Raw genomic sequence first — 16,017 nt, forward strand, 5'->3', positions numbered from 1 at the left:
CGGGTGGCCGGCGGCGTCCGCCGCCGATTGCCCGTTTGAAATCGGCTGTGGATTGGGGCAACTTCCCTGCGCAAATTTCCCTGCGCCCTGCCCCGGTGTGAACGGAGAAGTACGAATGGTGGCGTCTGCCGAAAAGGACCGCCCGAACCGCATGAGCCGGAAGCGGGAAAGGACGCGCGGACGGCTGGTCGACGCGGCCCTTGCGGTCATCGCCGAAAAGGGGGCGGACGCGGCCACCATCAACGACATCACCGAAACGGCCGATGTCGGCTTCGGCTCCTTCTACAACCACTTCTCCTCGAAGGAGGAAATCCTCGCCGCCGCCATCGACGAGATGCTGGAACGCATCGGATCGCAGATCGACGGCACGGTGGCGCAATTTCCGGATCCGCGCGAAGCACTGGCCGCCGCCCTGCGGCTGTTCATCAGCCTCCTGATCGCCAAGCCGCAATGGGCGAAGTTCCTTCTGCGGATCAGCTCGATCCCCGGCTTCAACAAGGCCGGCCTGTTCCCCCGGCTGTTCCGGGACATCCGCAAGGCGGAAGAGACAGGGCGGCTCCGCATCGCCGATTCCGGCACGGTCCCCTATGCGGTGGGCGGCGCCATGCTGTTCCTGGTCATCGCATTGCAGGACGGCGACCTGCCGGCCGCCGGGGCACCGGAACGGATCACCGCAACCGCCCTGCGCATGCTCGGCCTGACGGAAGAGGAGATCGCTTCCCTGGTCAGCCGCCGCCTGCCAGCGATCACCCTCGACTCCTCCGACGACTGAACCGGTTCAGGCTTGGCGGCCCCGGCGGAGGCCGGCCCCAGCGGACGCCGGTCATATCCGCGACGGCGTCATGTGGAGCTCCATCACGCCGTCGGTCGCGGACAGCTCCGTGACCATCCGCGAGGTGTCCGGCGTCCCGCTGGTCTTCAGCGCCAGCTTGTACTCGATCTGGCCGGCGCCGTTCATGAGGTGGTATCCCCAGTCCACGACCTCGAAGCCGCGCTCCCGCGCCAGAACCTGGATACTCTCGGCCGGCGGCGCCTTGTCGCGCGTGAAGACCACGGTCAGGTGCGTCACAGTCCGGTGCGGCAGGATCGGCTCCAGCCGCCGCAGGCCGACCATCGCCAGTATGGTCAGGGCGGTGGCGGCAAGCGCGGCCACGTAGAAGCCGACACCGATCGTGATGCCGATGGCAGCGGTCGTCCAGATGGAGGAGGCGGTGGACAATCCCCTGATGGAATGGCTTTCCCGCATGATGACTCCCGCTCCGAGGAAGCCGAGGCCGGTGACGATCCCCTGAATAACGCGGGTCGGGTCCGCCGCACCGTTCCAGCCCACCGCGGCGCCGCCATACCACAGGTGCGGGTAGGCGACGATCACGGTCAGAGCCGTCGAGCCCATGCAGACCAGACCGTAGGTCCGCATGCCGGCCGCCCGTCCCTGATAGGATCGTTCATAGCCCAGCAGCGCGCCCGTCAGAAGGGAGCCGAGCAGGTGCAGCAGGATGATGCCGTTGGCCACCAATTGCCCGTGGGACCAGTAAGCCGGAAAAATGTCCATGACCGTTGCCTGACGTTGAAGATGGACCGGCACGGGATGGTATCAGTGCCGCATTCGGATGCGGTGCCGGCCCGCGCCGGTGTTTCAAAAGGGGGCCTGCCTGGGTTCACCCTTCGAGCAGAGCGGATTCTTCCCGATGCGGCTCTTGGTTGCCGGCCTGTGGAGGGAACGCGTCCGGCCTCGGCCGTTCGATCCGGAACCAGGCGACGTACAGCGCCGGCAGGAACACCAGGGTCAGCAGCGTCGCGACCGCCAGCCCGCCGATGATCGCGTAGGCCATCGGCCCCCAGAAGACCGTCGGCGCGATCGGGATCATGCCGAGGATCGCAGCCGCAGCAGTGAGCAGGATCGGGCGGAAGCGGTGTGTGGCCGCGATGACCACCGCATTCCAGGGATGATGCCCGTGCGCCTTTTCGACCTCGATCTGGTCGATCAGGATGACCGAGTTGCGCGCGATCATGCCGACCAGCGCCAGCACGCCGAGGATCGCGACGAAGCCGAGCGGCTTGCCCGAGGCGAGCAACGCCGCGACCACGCCGATCACCCCCAGCGGCGCGACGCTGAGCACCAGGAACAGCCGGTTGAAGCTCTGGAGCTGGATCATCAGGATCGTCAGCATCAGAAGCAGCATCACCGGCACCACGGCGATCACCGACGCCTGCGACTTGGCGCTCTCCTCCACGGTCCCGCCGACATCCACATGGTAGCCGTCCAGCAGGGAGGCGTTCAGCTCGGCGAACTTCGGCGCCAGCGTACTCACCACCGTGGCAGGCTGGGTGCCTGCCGCGACATCGGCCTGGACCGTCAGCGTCGGCTTACGGTCACGGCGCCAGATGAACGGCAGTTCCTGCCCATACTCGATGGAGGCGAGCTGGCTCAGCGGCACGGTCTTGCCGCTGGGCAGCGGGACGGGAAGCGTCCGGATCGTCGCCAGCGACACGCGCTGTTCGGCAGAAGCCCGCGTCAGCACATCGACGAGATAGATGTCGTCGCGCATCTGCGTGACGGTCACGCCGGTGACCACGGCATTCAGCGTCTGGGCGAGTTCCTGTGAGCTAAGCCCCAGCAGCCGGGCCTGATCCTGGTCGACGCGGATCTGGATGGTGCGGGCCGGTTCGAACCAGTTGTAGTTCACCTTCTGGACGGCGCCGTCGGAGGCCATGATCCCGGCGACCTGCAACGCGATCCCGCGCACCTTCTCTGGATCGGGACCGCTCACCCGATACTGCAGCGGCCAGCCCACGGGCGGTCCCAGCTCCAGTGGATAGACGCGCCCGACGACGTTCGGGAACTGCGCTTCCAGCGCCTGCTCCAGCCGCGCCTTCACGTGATCGCGCACGGCCGCGCCCTTGGTGACGACCACCGCCTGGGAGAAGAAATCGTTGGGAAGCTGGACGTCGAGCGGCAGGTAGAAGCGGACGGCGCCACGGCCGACATAGGTGCTCCAACGCTCCACATCGGGGTCCTTGGACAGGATGCCGTCCAGCCGGGCCGACACATCCCGTGTCGCTTCGATCGAGGCGTTCTGCGGCAGCTTCAGGTCCACCAGCAGCTCGGGCCGGTCGGAGGACGGAAAGAACTGTTGCGGAACGAAGCGCTCGCCGTACATGCCCAGCGCGAAGATCGCCAGCGTCAGCGCAATCGTCACCCAGCGTGCCCGCATCGCCAGTTCCAGCAGGCGCCGGAAGGCGCGCATGAGCGGACCGCCCTCCTCGTCATGGTGCTTCTTCGGCTTCTTCAGGATCCAGACGCCCAGCAGCGGCGAGAAGAGGACGGCGACGAACCAGGAGGCGATCAGGGCGATGGCGACGACGGCGAAGATCGAGAAGGTATATTCACCCGCCGCACTGCGGGCGAAGCCGATGGGCACGAATCCGGCCACGGTGACCAGCGTGCCGGTCAGCATCGGAAAGGCCGTCGAGGTGTAGGCGAAGGTGGCGGCCTTCTCCTTGCTGTCACCCCGTTCCAGCCGGGTGACCATGGTCTCCACCGTGATCATCGCGTCGTCGACCAGCAGGCCGAGGGCGATGATGAGGGCGCCCAGCGACACGCGCTGAAGATCGATCCCGAGAATTTCCATCGCCACGAAGACGATGGCCAGCACCAGCGGGATGGAGCATGCCACCACCGTGCCCGCCCGCGTGCCGAGGCTGATGAAACTGACCGCCAGGACGATGGCGATGGCCTCCCACAACGCCTCCATGAACTCGTCGACCGCATGCTCGACGGTGGCGGGCTGTTCGGCCACCAGCGTCGCCTCGATGCCGACCGGCAGATCCTTCACGATCTCGGCCATCGCATGTTCGATGTTGTGCCCCAGTGCCAGGACATCGCCACCGTCACGCATGGCGATGGCAAGGCCGATGGCCTCCTGGCCGTTGACGCGGAAGACCGGCTGCGGAGGATCGGCCGGGCCGCGGGTCACATGCGCGATGTCGCCGAGCCGGATGATCCGGTTGTTGGCGACGAAGTTGACGGCAAGAACATCCTGTTCGGACCGGAAGGCGCCGCTGACGCGGAGCATGATCTTCTCGTCGCCGGTCTGTATCACGCCGGCGGGCGTGACGGCGTTCTGCGCCTGGAGGGCACTGATGAGCGCCGAGCGGTCGATGCCCATCCCGGCGAGCTGTTCGGTCGAGAACTCCACATAGATGCGTTCGTCCTGGGCGCCGAGCACGTCGATCTTGGAAACATCCGGGACCTGGAGCAGCCGCGACCGCACATCGTCGACATAGTCCTTCAGCTCGCGATGCGAAAATCCGTTGGCGGTGAAGCCGTAGACGATGCCGTAGGTGTCGCCGAACTCGTCGTTGAAGCCCGGTCCGACGATGCCCTGGGGCAAGGTGCCGCGGATGTCGCCGATCTTCTTGCGCACCTGATACCAGATGTCGGGCACCTTGGCGGCGGGGGTCGAGCCCTTCAGGTTGACGAAGATCGTCGACTGCCCGGCGGTCGTGTAGCTGCGCAGATAATCGAGGCCGGGCGTTTCCTGCAGCTTGCGCTCCAGCCGCTCGGTGACCTGCTTCAGCGTGTCGTTGATGGTCGCCCCCGGCCATTGCGCCTGGACGACCATCGTCTTGATGGTGAAGGTCGGGTCTTCGTTGCGGCCGAGCCGGGTGTAGGCGCCGATGCCGGCGACGGCGAGCACCAGCATGAAGAAGGCGATGAGGGAACGATGCCCGATCGCCCATTCCGACAGATTGAGGTTTTTCACGGCTCACCCCCCAGCAGATGGACCTTCTGCCCCGGACGCAACACCTGGGCACCGGCAGTGACGACCACCTCGCCGGCCGCCAGCCCCTGCGAGATCACCACGCTGGTCGGCTCGTGTTGCGAGATTTCGACGCTGCGCAGGGAAACGGTCTGGCTCTTCCGGTCGAAGATCCAGACGGCCGGGCGGCCGTTCAATTCGGTGAGCGCGCTGGCCGGAACGTCGACACCCTCCGGCGGACTCAGCTGGATACGGCCGGCCACGGTGGCACCCAGCCGCATGGCGTCCGGCGGATCGATCAGGCCGACCTTGACCTGGAAGGTCCGGGTGGTGGGATCGGCCTGCGGCGCGACTTCGCGGACGCGGCCCGTCGCGGTCGCCGACGGATCGTCGGCCAGCGACACCGCGACGACCGGGTCGCGCGGCGCGGTGCGAATGAGCTGGGACGGCACGTCGAACACCGCATCGCGGCCGCCCTGGCGGGCGACCTGAACCACCATCTGCCCCGCCCGCAGGACTTCACCGGGTTCGGCACCGGTCGCGGTGACGGTCCCGGCGGTGTCGGCCTGCAGGTCGGTGTAGCTCAGCATCTCCTCGGCATTGCGCAGCTGGGCCCGGGACGAGCTGACCTGCGCCTCGGCGGAATCGAGTGCCTGTTGCGCCTGATCGAAATTGGCGCTGGTCGTCCAGCCGTTCTTCAGCAGCTCCTGCTGGCGCCGGAAAGCGTTGCGTGCCTGGGTCAGCTGCGCCTGGGCCGCCGACAGACCGGCCTGCGCCTGACGCAGGGAGTTCTGTTGAATCTGCGGATCGAGCTTGCCGACGACCTGCCCCGGTTGGACGTGATCGCCGACATTGACGCGCCGCTCCAGCAGCCGTCCATCCAGGCGGAAGGACAGGTTGGCCTGATCCTGCGCCCGCACCTGCCCGGTCAGCGTGACCGGGGCGCCCTGCACATTGCGTTCGACAGTGATCGCGCGGACGGGCCGAATGGCGGGTTCGGGCGGCGCCTGTTCCTGACATCCCGCGAGGGTGGCGGCTATGACGCTGACCGCTGCGATTCTGGATATATGCATCGTCTTTGCTTCCTGACTTGGAAAATGTCGCAGTCCGCTCGCAATGCGGTCAGCAAGCACCGCAGTGGGGAGACGAAGTGGGGAGCGCATGTCCGATCGGGATATCGGGTTCGGAGGAGATTTCGCGGTCACCGGATCGCAAGCGGCGTCGGCCCGGTGGTCGCAGGTTCAGGTCGTGCGTTTGCGGAGCCCCTGAATGAACAGGGTCACCGCCTTGCGTGTGAAATCATCGCGCTGCTCTCCGGACGGGGAAGCCGCCATGTCCAATTCCAGGACGGAATGGAAGCCGCCTGAAAGCGCTGCCAGGAACTGTCTGGCGATGAAGTCCGGATCGGCGATGCCGATGCCACCCCGATGGGCGATTGCCGTGAACAGAGCGGTCAGGGCGGAAACCATCCGTTGCGGTCCGGCCTGGAAATACAGATGCCCCGCCGGCGGTATGCGCGACGCCTCGCTCAGCGCCGACCGGCGGATCATAATGGTCTCCGGCGACCACATCAGGTCGACGAGACGCCGGCCGACCCGGTAAAGCGCCTCTTCCAGGGGCAGGTCGGCCATGTCGTCCGTTATGAAATCTGCTCCATACCTTTCGCAGGCAGCCTGGATCGTCGCCACGAACAGCTCCTCCTTCGAGGAAAACCGGGTATAGAGCGTCGTCTTCGATAGGCCCGCGCGCTGCGCCACCAGGCTCATGGAGGTCGCCGCAAAGCCAAGCTCCAGGAACAGCTGCCCGGACGCGGCCAGAATGCGGGCAATCCTGCGGTCGGGCTTCGTCGGAAGCGGAGTGGTTTCGGTGCTCATCCCGACCCCTCCCGCCTTCAGGCCGCCTTGGCGGGGCCGTTGCGTTGGCCGCTGAACAGCGCCTCAAGCCGGGCAAGACGGTGACGCCTCTCCGCGCTGTCGCATTCGTCGGCGTCGACAACCTGCCTCACAGCCTCGAACGCTTCGCTCCGAGCGACGGGATCGGAGCACGCATAGTCGACGGCATCCTGCAGCGGGCGCAGGGCCTGCTGCCAAAGCGATTGCACTGGATCGGCGGCGAGTGTTTGGGGCTGCGTAGGATGTTCCCGCATGATCGTCTCCAATTCCATGACCGCGTGCGGAGGCGCTTGGATGTCCGGCACATGCGGACTCCGGGCGCATCCTGTTCCAGCTTGGTTTGACGAAGGAAATGCCGCTCCGGCGGCGTCGCAGCAGGTGCTGTCCGGCGCCGGGCTCATCATTTACCGTACCGTACGGTATGATTTTGCGAGGCGGGCGTCAAATGAAATCGTACCGAACGGTCCATTAAAGATCGCCCAGCCCTAACCGACAGCCGGCAGGCCGTCAGCCCGATCACTGTGCACGACGCGATGATCCGCAAAGGGCGACGGCACGACGCCCTTCGGCTTGGCCGGGCGGCGGGTCGAAAACTTTTGTCAAACCGTACGGTACGGTCTAACATTGGCCGCAATCATGGTCGAGGCCGGGCGACGCGCCTGACCGGACAGTTCAGGAACAGGGAACCCTATGCGCAGGAAGACCGAAGCCAAGCGCGACGCCATTCTCGACGCCGCCATGCTGGAATTCACCGAACGCGGATATGAGGGCGCCTCGATCTCGGCCATCGTTGGACGACTGGGCGCATCCAAACAGACGCTCTACCGGTATTTTCCGTCCAAGGACGAGCTGTTCGTCGAGGTGATGGCCCGCATCATCGACCGGCATGTGGCCACTCCGCCGGAGAATTTCGCGGACACGGCGGACATCCGCGGATCGCTGCGGCGGCATGGGGAGCATTACCTGAAGGTCCGGCTCTCGCCGGACATGGTGAGCCTGACACGCATGGTATTCGCCGAGGCCGGCCGTTCCGAAGTCAGCCGGTTGCTTCATCCCCGCGCGAAGATGAGGGTGGCGGATGACATCGGTCGCTTCCTGACGGCGGTCATGGAGATGGGACGCCTGCGTGTCGCCGATCCCGCCGTCGCGGCGCTGCATTTTCTGGCTCTGCTCGACGCCGAGCTGTTCGAACCGGTGGTATTGCGCGTCCGCGAGCCGGCGGCGGAAGACGAAATCGTCGCGGCCGTCGGACGGGCCGTCGGCGCCTTCCTGGCCGGCTACGGCCGCGACGGAAAGCATCCGTCATGAGCGCGGGCCCCGAAGGACGGCCGCCGGTTGACGCGGGAGTTGCCGCGGGGATTGACGAGGACCGGCTGGTCGCCTGTCCGGAATGCGACCGCCTGCACGTCCTCCTGCCGCTGCGGGCTGGGGAAAAGGCGCGGTGCGTCCGCTGCGGCACCATCCTGGAAAGCGCGCCATACTGGCGGCCGGACCAGATGCTGGCGCTGGTGATGGCGGCGCTGATCGCCTTCCTGCTGGCCAATGCCTATCCCATCCTGGAACTGCGCGTGCAGGGCAGCGTCAGCAGGGCCACCCTGCTGGATGCCGTCCTCGCCCTCTGGAGGGAAGATCGCCAGCTGGTGGCGGCGCTGGTGTTCGCCACCGGACTGCTCGCCCCCCTGGCCGATCTGCTGGCCATGACGGCCCTGCTTGCGGCGGTGCTGGCCGGTCGGCGACCGGCCTATTTCGCGCCGCTGCTGCGGCTGATCCAGCAGGTCCGTCCCTGGGGCATGATCGAGGTGCTGATGCTGGGGGTGCTCGTTTCCCTCATCAAGCTGTCGCATCTGGCCCAAGTGGTGCCTGGGGTGGCTCTGTGGGCCTTCATCGCGCTAACGGTGCTGCTGGCGGCCGTGCTGTCCTATGATCCACGCTGGCTGTGGCAGCTGCCCGCCGGACGGAAGGGTGCGGCATGACCATCGCACTGTCCCGTGGCCTGTGGGCCTGCCCATGCTGCCGGCGGCTTTGCCGGCCAAGCGTTGGGAATGGCGGCGCCGAGCGCTGCCCGCGCTGCGGAGCCACCGTCCGTCCGCGCAAGCCCGACAGCCTGTCCCGCACCTGGGCCCTCCTGATCGCCGCCGCGATCCTCTATGTCCCCGCCAACCTGCTGCCGGTGATGCAGACCTCCAGCATGCTGGGGTCATCGCGCGACACGATCATCAGCGGCGTGGTCTATTTCTGGACGTCCGGATCGCCGGGGCTCGCCCTGCTGATCTTCAGCGTCAGCATCCTCGTGCCGCTGATCAAGCTCGGGGCACTGGCCTATCTGGCCTTCAGCGTCCGCCGACCCGGCGCCACCGGCCCGCATGGTCTGGGACGGCTGTACCGGGTGGTGGAATTGGCCGGACGCTGGTCGATGCTGGACATCTTCGTGATCGCCCTGATGGTCGGCATGGTGCGCTTCCACACCCTCGCCACCATCGAAGCCGGCCCCGGCGCCGCAGCCTTCGGCGCCGTGGTCGTCCTCAGCATGCTGGCTGCCGCCAGCTTCGATCCCCGTCTCCTGTGGGATGCAAGCGGACCATCGAGTCATGAACACTGATACGCAAACGGCTGTGGCCGATCCCTCCATCGCGCAACCGGAGATCGCCCGGACGCCGGTGCGGGACCGTCGCCACGGCAGGGTTTCCCTGGTCTGGATCATTCCGATCGCCGCGGCGCTGATCGGACTGTCGCTGGTGGCGCAGGCCATGTGGCAACGCGGTCCGACCATCACCGTAACCTTCGCCTCGGCCGAGGGCATCGAGCCCGGCAAGACGAAGGTGAAATACAAGAACGTCGACATCGGCGACGTGACGGGACTGACGCTCAGCGCCGACCGGACGCGCGTGGTGGCGACCATCGACCTCGCCAAGGACGCCGCCCCGTTCGCGGTCGCCGGCAGCCGCTTCTGGGTGGTGCGCCCGCGCTTGGCCGGATCGGGCATCTCCGGCCTGGGAACCCTGCTGTCGGGCGCCTACATCGGCGTCGATGCCGGCCAGGGCCATGAAGCCCGCAACGCCTTCGTCGGCGAGGAGGAGCCCCCCGTGGTGCCGTCCGACGTGCCGGGCCGCCGCTTCGTTCTGCATGCCGACGATGTCGGTTCGCTCGACATCGGGTCGCCGGTGTTCTTCCGGCGGGTCCAGGTCGGCCATGTGGAGAGCTTCGCCCTCGATCCGGACGGCCGCCGCACCACGATGGGCATCTTCGTCAAGGCACCCTACGAGCGCTTCGTCACCACCAACAGCCGCTTCTGGCATGCCAGCGGCGTCGATCTGCGGATGGATGCGTCGGGACTGAAGCTGGAAACCCAGTCCCTTGCCACCATCCTGCTGGGCGGAATCGCCTTCGAAAGTCCAGACGCCGGCGGCCCGGCCCAGTCGGCTGCATCCCAGTCGGCTGCGGCCCAGACCGCCGAAGAGGGAGCGCAGTTCAATCTGGCCGCCGACAGGGTCGAGGCCCTGAAACCGCCCGATGGCGCACCCGAATCCCTTGTCCTGCATTTCCAGCAGAGCATCCGTGGTTTGACCGCCGGCGCACCCGTCGACTTCCGCGGCGTGGAGATCGGACAAGTGCGATCGGTCAGCGTCGAATATGACCCCGCCGGCACCGACTTCGTCTCCTCGGTGCGGATCGACGTCTATCCCCAGCGGCTGGGACGGGTCCGCGACGCGTTTCCCGAGAACATGCCGCAGGATCGTCGCCGCGCCCTGCTGGCCGATCTCGTGCAGCGCGGGATGCGGGCTCAGCTGAGGTCGGGCAACCTACTGACCGGACAGCTGTACGTCGCCGTCGATTTCTTTCCCCAAGCGTCCCCGGCACAGTTCGATCCGCGCCGCAATCCGATGGAGCTGCCGACCGTTCCGGGCGACCTGCAGGAAATGCAGCAGCAGGTGCAGAACATCCTGCGCAAGCTCGACACGCTTCCCCTCGACACGCTCGGCCAGGACGCCCATCGCCTGATGGTGGCAACCGAAACCACCGTGACTCAACTCGGCGGCCTTGCCCGGCGTGCCGACCGCGACACCATGCCGGAGGTCCGTCTGGCAATCCGCGACCTGCGGCAGACGCTGGCGACCATCCAGGGAAGCATCGCCGGCGATTCGCCACTGCTGCAGGAAATCCGCCAAGCATTGCGCGGTGTGGCTGATGCGACCCGCTCCGTCAAGGCACTGACCGATGGTCTCGACCGCAGCCCGGAAGCCCTGCTGCGGGGCAAGAAGGAAACCACCCGATGACACGCACCTGCGCCCGCCGCCTTCTCCTGGCCCTTTGCCTCGCCCTGCCGGCCGGCTGCGGCACGTCGCCACCGACCCATTATCACGCCCTGTCCCGCCCGGACGATGCCCTTCCCGCCTCGGGACAGGCGCGGATGCTGGTGGAGATCCTGCCCGTCGCCGTTCCGGAGGCCCTGACGCGAAACAATCTGGTGCTCACCGACGAGGCGGGACGGGTGACGGTGATGGAATCCGAACGCTGGCTGTCCTCCATCGGCGACGAGTTGCGGCAAATCCTGTCCGACGGCCTGTGGAAGACCGCAAGGGCGGCGGATACCTATCAGGCGCCGGTGTCCGGTTCGGCGGTCACACTGCCGCTCTTCCGGCTGGCCGTCCGGCTCGACCGTTTCGAAGCGGTGCCGGGCCGGGCCGCGATGATCGACGCTTCCTGGACCCTGCGTCGCCTGCCCGACGGCGCGGTACAAGGCTGCAGGTGGGCCGGCCGGCAGCCGGTGGATGGCCGTGATGCCGCCGCCGCGGCCGCGGCGCTGTCCGTCGCCAGCCTCCGTCTGGCCGACCGGATCGGCGACAGCCTGCGCCATGTCACGGCGGGGCAAGGGCTGCCCTGTCCGGACGAGAGCCGGTGACGGGCAGACGTCCGGCGGCAGGAGACCGGGCTTCGCCATTCCTTCGTTGACAGCACGCGGCGGCAGGCCTAGCTTGTTTTAAGAACGCGTTTATCGAACGCGTTCTCAGAGAGCCGGAGCGACAATGCCGGACCGGATCCGTCCTGCATGATAGGCCGGACCTCGCCACTGCCCATTGCGCCCCGGTTCCTCATGCGAGCGTCCTCGCCATCTGCCCGGTGACCGACTGCCGCTCGCCTTCCCCTGCCATCAGGTGAATGCCATGACGTCCCTTCGTCTTCTTGCCGAATTCGTGGCCTCTTTCCTCATCATTGCCGTCCATCTCGCGCTGCTTTTCGCGATGTGACCCGCCCATCCCATTCTGAAGATCTGACCGGAGCAGCCTGATGAAACATGCCCTTTTCATCGCGTTCGGAGCGTTCGCCATGACCGCCCCTGCCGCAATCGCGCAGGTTCTGCCACTGCCGCCCCTCACCTTCCCCACGAACGGGGTGCCACCGTCCTTGGAACAGCAGTTACAGGCGTTGCAGCAACAGCGTCCGGCACAGACACGCCCACCGGACCAGCAGCGCCCGTCGGAAAGCCAGCCGCAAGAGCAGCGCACCCTGTCGGACATCGTTGCGAAAAAGGTCGCGGAGCGCATCCAATCTCTGTCGTGCGATCAATTGGCAGCGATGAAATCGGAACCGAAGCCGGAAATGACACAGGAACTTGCAAAAATGCTGCGCAGCGACCCGCAGGTTCGCGCCGAGTTCATCGGCAAAGTGGCGACACCGGTGGCGACCAAGCTGTTCGAATGCGGAATGATCCCGTGATCACGCTGCAAACGGATGGGGACAGTGGCTTTGCCGGCATCGTCCCCATCCGCAACCCGGATCAGGGCCGGCCGCTTCCCGGCGGCCCATAGGCGGCCATGAAAACACTCATCGCCCGGTCGACCGCCGCCGCAATCTCCTCGTCGGTGGCCGGTTCCCGAACCCTCAGGACAATGGGTTCGAACAGTTCCGCATCGAGCAGCGCCATGTAATGCAGCGCCGCGACGTCCGGATCAGCGGTGTGCAGCCGCCCGTCCTTCATGGCGGTCGCCAGAAACTGCCCGACGTCGTTCGTCACCTTCATCTTGCCGCGCAGATGGAGCATCCGGCTGACGTCCGACCGGCCGGATTCCCCGAACACCAGCCGCGCCAGACTGACCATTTCCGGTGAGAGGCGAACCTTCAGGTAGCGCTCTCCATACCGCCGCAGCGACAATGCGACATTGGCGATGTCCATCATGTCAGCCTGCAAAGAAGCCGCATGCTGGGTAATGGTCCGCACCATCACCTCGACGAACAGGTCGTCCTTCGATGGAAAATAGCTGTAGAGCGTCTGCTTCGATCCGCCGAGGCGAGCCACGATGGCGGACATCGACGCGCCCTCATAGCCGCGTTCGGTGAATTCCAGCGTCGCGGCATCAAGGATGGCCTCACGCTTGGCTTCCGTCTTCTTACGCACTGAAAAAGTTACCCCTTTTCCCTGGGCAATCCTCCCAAGGCCAATGCCGTCACAGATTTAACTGTACGGTACAGTATTATAAAAAGTCAAATTTCCCGATCCGGTCCGAATCCATCCGGGTGTGCCCTCCGGACGGTTCACCAAGCCTCTTCACTCTTCCGCCGATGTCCCGGCACGCTGCGAATGGCCGTCGGGAGTCGGGCCGTGAACTTTTCGGACGACCGCCTTCACCCGAACTGCTTTCCCCCCTGCCCGTTCGTCGGTCGAGGCTGCATTCAGGCCGGCCAGGATCGCGTCCATCACGCTGTCGATCAGCAGCGTGGACGGCAGAAATGGAAAGCTGGCCGAAGAGTTGGTGAGGGTCAGCACGCCATGGATGCCTGCCCACAGCGTCTGTGCGGCCAGATCGGGATCGCCGGGACGTAGCCGCCTACGCTCGATCGCCTCGGCGACACGCTGGCGGAAAAGCTCATAAGCGGCTGCGCGGACCCCCGAGCTCTTCAGTTCTTCCGCCAACTCCCCTCGGTCGACGATGAACAGCACATTGAAGCGTACCGGATTTTCCGCCGCGAACTCCGCATAGGCACGCCCGATGGCCCGGATTGCCGCGACGGGATCGGATTCGCTGTCCGAGATGTTCTGCATGCGGAGATGCAGTTCGCTGACCGCATCCCACCACAAGGCGCGCAGCAGATCGCGCTTGGTCGGGAAATAGGCGTACAACGCCGAAGCCGACAGCCCCACCCGTGCACCGAGCGCACGCATCGAGACGGCTTCAATCCCGGCAGCGTCGAACAGATCCTGGGCGGCACTCAGGATGCGGCGCTGGACACTGTCGCGCTGTTCCTCGCTCTGGGGCTGTCTGGGCATGATGATAATTCCAAACTTGCTTTGACGTACGCTATGCTCGGGTGCCCAGTTGACGCAGTCCCCGCCCACCGCTGCCCTGATAAACGAACCCGGAGCGGCCAGCAAGCATCGTGGAACCGTGAGGCGGCTCCTTAATGGCGTAGGCATTATTGGCTTGGCTGCTCCATCCACCCTCATGTGCATTGACGAATACCGCCAGCAATGCTCTCCCTGCGATTTCCCCCCACAGCGTCTGGGCGGCCAGGTCCAAGTCACCGGACCCCAACTGCTCGTGGTCGAACACCTCGGCTACACGCTCCCGGAAGATCTCGTAGGCGGCTGCGCTTAGGTTCAAGCACGCCGCATCCCCTTGACCTGTAACGAACAGCATTTTGAAACGGGCAGGCTTCTCTGCGGCGAATTCGACATAGGCGTGCGCAAGCGACCGGACAGCCACGACGGGATCGGGTTCTCTGTCCGAGATCCCCTGCATGCGGTGAAGCAGTTCGCTGACCGCAGCCCGCCGCAAGGCGCGCAGCTGATCGCGCGTCGTCGAGAAACAGGTCGACCGCGGCGAACCGGACCCCAGCACCCGTGCCTCGGGCGTACACATTGACACCGCTTCGATCCCTGCACTGTCGAACAGCTCACTGGCGGTGCTCAGGATGCTGTTGCGAATGCGGTCGTGCTGATCCTCACATCGGAACCGGTTGGGCATTATGATGGCTCCCTTTCTATGAACGCGTTTACTGAACGCGTTTAGTTGAAAGCATAGTCGGAAGCTCATGTCCCGTCAATGGATCGGGATGGCCGGTGGCGTCGGCTTGACGTTGACTGAGCTGATCCCCATTCCCGGACAGTCGAATAAGCTTGGTTCGCCCAGGAAGAAGGACGGCCCCGATGACGGGGAAGCGGAAGCGGTATTCTGCGGAGTTCAAGGCGAAGGTGGCGCTGGAGGCGATCCGAGGCGAGTTGACGGTGTCGCAGTTGGTAGCAAAGCACGGCGTGCACCAGACGCTGATCAACGCTTGGAAGAAGCAGGCGATGGAGGGGATGGCTGGGGTGTTCTCCGGCAAGGCGGAAGCCGCCGAAACCAGCCATCGGGGGGAGGTGGAAAAGCTCCACGCGATGATCGGACAGTTGGTGGTGGAGCGGGATTTTTTGCGCAAGGCCTCCGGTCGATGAGCATTGGCCGGAGGCGGGAGCTGATCGAGCCGGAGCATCCGCAGCTGTCGATCACCCGACAATGCGAGCTGGTTTCCATCAGCCGGTCCAGCTACTACGGGCCAGCCAAAGGCGAGCCGGCCGAGAACCTGGAGCTGATGCGGCTGATCGACGAGCAGTTCCTGGAAACGCCCTGGTACGGCAGCCGGCAGATGACCCGGCATCTGCGCCGTCACGGCCATGAGGTCAATCGCAAGCGGGTCCGCTGCCTGATGGCGCGGATGGGGTTGCAAGCGGTCTACCAGCGCCCGAAGACGACGGTGCGGCACCCCGAACACAAGATTTGGCCGTACTTGTTGCGCGATATGACCATCAACCGGCCCAACCAGGTCTGGTGCGCTGACATCAGCTAGATACCGATGCGTCGGGGCTTCCTGTATCTGGTGGCGGTGATGGACTGGGCGACGCGCAAGGTGTTGAGCTGGCGGCTGTCGAACACCATGGACGTCGAATTCTGCATCGAGGTCGTCGAGGAGGCGATGGCGCGGCACGGCCGGCATCGGGGTATCGATGGACGGGCGCGGCCGGTGGATGGACAATGTCTTCATCGAACCGCTGTGGCGATCGATGAAATACGAGTGCGTCTACCTCCACGCCTTCGAGACCGGCAGCGAGGCCAACCGCCGCACGCGCGAGCGCGAACTGGCGGCCGAGCGCAAGATCGCTGGCATCCTCAAGGCGATCGAGGACGGGTTGTACCGCGAGTCGATGAAGAAGCGCCTGACCAGCCTGGATGCGGACAAGGCCCGGCTGCTCGCCACCGGCGACAGCGACGGCGCGGAGCTGCCGTCGGTCCTGCTGCACCCCCAGTTGTCGGACCGTAAGCATCCGCTGAGTGCCGCGGTCAGGCAGCTTTCGTCTGCTCGCGGATTGCCTTCCATTCCCAGGGGAGGAG

At 65.7% G+C, this 16,017-nt stretch carries 16 protein-coding genes and 1 pseudogene; 8 read left to right on the forward strand and 9 right to left on the reverse strand.

The window, feature by feature from the left end; all coding sequences use genetic code 11:
• Positions 1-115 precede the first annotated feature (115 nt).
• Positions 116-772: a TetR/AcrR family transcriptional regulator gene (locus FZ029_RS28570; RefSeq protein WP_149273143.1), complete on the forward strand. Its 657-nt coding sequence runs from the start codon at positions 116-118 to the stop codon at positions 770-772.
• Between the two features lie 51 nt (positions 773-823).
• On the opposite strand, the gene FZ029_RS28575 is transcribed toward FZ029_RS28570, so the two are convergent.
• The 5 genes from FZ029_RS28575 to FZ029_RS28595 form a co-directional block, all read right to left on the reverse strand.
• On the reverse strand, positions 824-1,552 hold the full coding sequence (locus FZ029_RS28575) for an MgtC/SapB family protein (RefSeq protein ID WP_149273145.1): 729 nt from the start codon (positions 1,550-1,552) through the stop codon (positions 824-826).
• 106 nt (positions 1,553-1,658) lie between these two features.
• On the reverse strand, positions 1,659-4,706 hold the full coding sequence (locus FZ029_RS28580) for an efflux RND transporter permease subunit (RefSeq protein WP_247892547.1): 3,048 nt from the start codon (positions 4,704-4,706) through the stop codon (positions 1,659-1,661).
• A gap of 56 nt (positions 4,707-4,762) precedes the next feature.
• The gene (locus FZ029_RS28585; protein ID WP_149273149.1) at positions 4,763-5,836 is read right to left on the reverse strand and encodes an efflux RND transporter periplasmic adaptor subunit; all 1,074 of its coding nucleotides are present in this window, start codon (positions 5,834-5,836) and stop codon (positions 4,763-4,765) included.
• A 168-nt stretch (positions 5,837-6,004) separates the two neighbouring features.
• Entirely contained in the window at positions 6,005-6,637 is a 633-nt protein-coding gene (locus FZ029_RS28590; RefSeq protein WP_149273151.1) for a TetR/AcrR family transcriptional regulator, read from the reverse strand.
• Positions 6,638-6,654: 17 nt separating this feature from the next.
• Positions 6,655-6,960 carry a hypothetical protein gene (locus FZ029_RS28595; protein WP_149273153.1) on the reverse strand — a complete coding sequence of 102 codons (306 nt, stop codon included), beginning with the start codon at positions 6,958-6,960 and terminating at the stop codon, positions 6,655-6,657.
• A 385-nt stretch (positions 6,961-7,345) separates the two neighbouring features.
• Here FZ029_RS28595 and FZ029_RS28600 point away from each other — a divergent pair, with 385 nt between their 5' ends.
• From FZ029_RS28600 to FZ029_RS28620, 5 genes are read left to right on the forward strand one after another with little or no spacing between them, the layout of a single operon-like run.
• Positions 7,346-7,963 (forward strand): TetR/AcrR family transcriptional regulator, encoded by a 618-nt coding sequence (locus FZ029_RS28600; RefSeq protein ID WP_149273154.1) that lies wholly within the window; start codon positions 7,346-7,348, stop codon positions 7,961-7,963.
• Entirely contained in the window at positions 7,960-8,628 is a 669-nt protein-coding gene (locus FZ029_RS28605; protein ID WP_149273156.1) for a paraquat-inducible protein A, read from the forward strand. The genes FZ029_RS28600 and FZ029_RS28605 overlap by 4 nt, the downstream gene beginning before the upstream one ends.
• On the forward strand, positions 8,625-9,254 hold the full coding sequence (locus FZ029_RS28610) for a paraquat-inducible protein A (protein ID WP_149273158.1): 630 nt from the start codon (positions 8,625-8,627) through the stop codon (positions 9,252-9,254). Before FZ029_RS28605 ends, FZ029_RS28610 begins: the two co-directional genes overlap by 4 nt.
• Complete coding sequence (locus FZ029_RS28615; protein WP_149273160.1) at positions 9,244-10,929, forward strand: MlaD family protein; 1,686 nt, start codon at positions 9,244-9,246, stop codon at positions 10,927-10,929. Before FZ029_RS28610 ends, FZ029_RS28615 begins: the two co-directional genes overlap by 11 nt.
• Entirely contained in the window at positions 10,926-11,555 is a 630-nt protein-coding gene (locus FZ029_RS28620; protein WP_149273161.1) for a PqiC family protein, read from the forward strand. The genes FZ029_RS28615 and FZ029_RS28620 overlap by 4 nt, the downstream gene beginning before the upstream one ends.
• A 190-nt stretch (positions 11,556-11,745) precedes the next feature.
• Here FZ029_RS28620 and FZ029_RS34010 read toward each other — a convergent pair whose 3' ends face one another.
• Positions 11,746-11,877 (reverse strand): hypothetical protein, encoded by a 132-nt coding sequence (locus tag FZ029_RS34010; RefSeq protein ID WP_282184187.1) that lies wholly within the window; start codon positions 11,875-11,877, stop codon positions 11,746-11,748.
• 64 nt (positions 11,878-11,941) lie between these two features.
• On the opposite strand from FZ029_RS34010, the gene FZ029_RS28625 reads away from it, so the two are divergent.
• Positions 11,942-12,370 (forward strand): hypothetical protein, encoded by a 429-nt coding sequence (locus tag FZ029_RS28625; RefSeq protein WP_149273163.1) that lies wholly within the window; start codon positions 11,942-11,944, stop codon positions 12,368-12,370.
• Between the two features lie 61 nt (positions 12,371-12,431).
• Here FZ029_RS28625 and FZ029_RS28630 read toward each other — a convergent pair whose 3' ends face one another.
• The 3 genes from FZ029_RS28630 to FZ029_RS28640 form a co-directional block, all read right to left on the reverse strand.
• Entirely contained in the window at positions 12,432-13,049 is a 618-nt protein-coding gene (locus FZ029_RS28630) for a TetR/AcrR family transcriptional regulator (protein ID WP_149273165.1), read from the reverse strand.
• A 150-nt stretch (positions 13,050-13,199) separates the two neighbouring features.
• A complete protein-coding gene (locus FZ029_RS28635) occupies positions 13,200-13,919 on the reverse strand; it encodes a TetR/AcrR family transcriptional regulator (RefSeq protein WP_188052098.1) in 720 nt (239 codons plus the stop codon).
• A 31-nt stretch (positions 13,920-13,950) separates the two neighbouring features.
• The gene (locus FZ029_RS28640) at positions 13,951-14,616 is read right to left on the reverse strand and encodes a TetR-like C-terminal domain-containing protein (protein ID WP_188052099.1); all 666 of its coding nucleotides are present in this window, start codon (positions 14,614-14,616) and stop codon (positions 13,951-13,953) included.
• 182 nt (positions 14,617-14,798) lie between these two features.
• On the opposite strand from FZ029_RS28640, the pseudogene FZ029_RS28645 reads away from it, so the two are divergent.
• Positions 14,799-15,740 (forward strand): annotated as a pseudogene (locus FZ029_RS28645) (IS3 family transposase); the annotation flags it as partial.
• Between the last annotated feature and the right edge of the window lie 277 nt (positions 15,741-16,017).

Source organism: Azospirillum sp. Sh1 (assembly GCF_008365135.1).
GTDB lineage: Bacteria > Pseudomonadota > Alphaproteobacteria > Azospirillales > Azospirillaceae > Azospirillum > Azospirillum oryzae.

Bases quoted from the DNA above. Each gene is read 5' to 3' on its own strand.
- FZ029_RS28570 (WP_149273143.1), top strand. From the start codon at position 116: ATGGTGGCGTCTGCCGAAAAGGACCGCCCGAACCGCATGAGCCGGAAG.
- FZ029_RS28575 (WP_149273145.1), bottom strand. From the start codon at position 1,552: ATGGACATTTTTCCGGCTTACTGGTCCCACGGGCAATTGGTGGCCAAC.
- FZ029_RS28580 (WP_247892547.1), bottom strand. From the start codon at position 4,706: ATGCTGGTGCTCGCCGTCGCCGGCATCGGCGCCTACACCCGGCTCGGC.
- FZ029_RS28585 (WP_149273149.1), bottom strand. From the start codon at position 5,836: ATGCATATATCCAGAATCGCAGCGGTCAGCGTCATAGCCGCCACCCTC.
- FZ029_RS28590 (WP_149273151.1), bottom strand. From the start codon at position 6,637: ATGAGCACCGAAACCACTCCGCTTCCGACGAAGCCCGACCGCAGGATT.
- FZ029_RS28600 (WP_149273154.1), top strand. From the start codon at position 7,346: ATGCGCAGGAAGACCGAAGCCAAGCGCGACGCCATTCTCGACGCCGCC.
- FZ029_RS28605 (WP_149273156.1), top strand. From the start codon at position 7,960: ATGAGCGCGGGCCCCGAAGGACGGCCGCCGGTTGACGCGGGAGTTGCC.
- FZ029_RS28610 (WP_149273158.1), top strand. From the start codon at position 8,625: ATGACCATCGCACTGTCCCGTGGCCTGTGGGCCTGCCCATGCTGCCGG.
- FZ029_RS28615 (WP_149273160.1), top strand. From the start codon at position 9,244: ATGAACACTGATACGCAAACGGCTGTGGCCGATCCCTCCATCGCGCAA.
- FZ029_RS28620 (WP_149273161.1), top strand. From the start codon at position 10,926: ATGACACGCACCTGCGCCCGCCGCCTTCTCCTGGCCCTTTGCCTCGCC.
- FZ029_RS34010 (WP_282184187.1), bottom strand. From the start codon at position 11,877: ATGGACGGCAATGATGAGGAAAGAGGCCACGAATTCGGCAAGAAGACG.
- FZ029_RS28625 (WP_149273163.1), top strand. From the start codon at position 11,942: ATGAAACATGCCCTTTTCATCGCGTTCGGAGCGTTCGCCATGACCGCC.
- FZ029_RS28635 (WP_188052098.1), bottom strand. From the start codon at position 13,919: ATGCCCAGACAGCCCCAGAGCGAGGAACAGCGCGACAGTGTCCAGCGC.
- FZ029_RS28640 (WP_188052099.1), bottom strand. From the start codon at position 14,616: ATGCCCAACCGGTTCCGATGTGAGGATCAGCACGACCGCATTCGCAAC.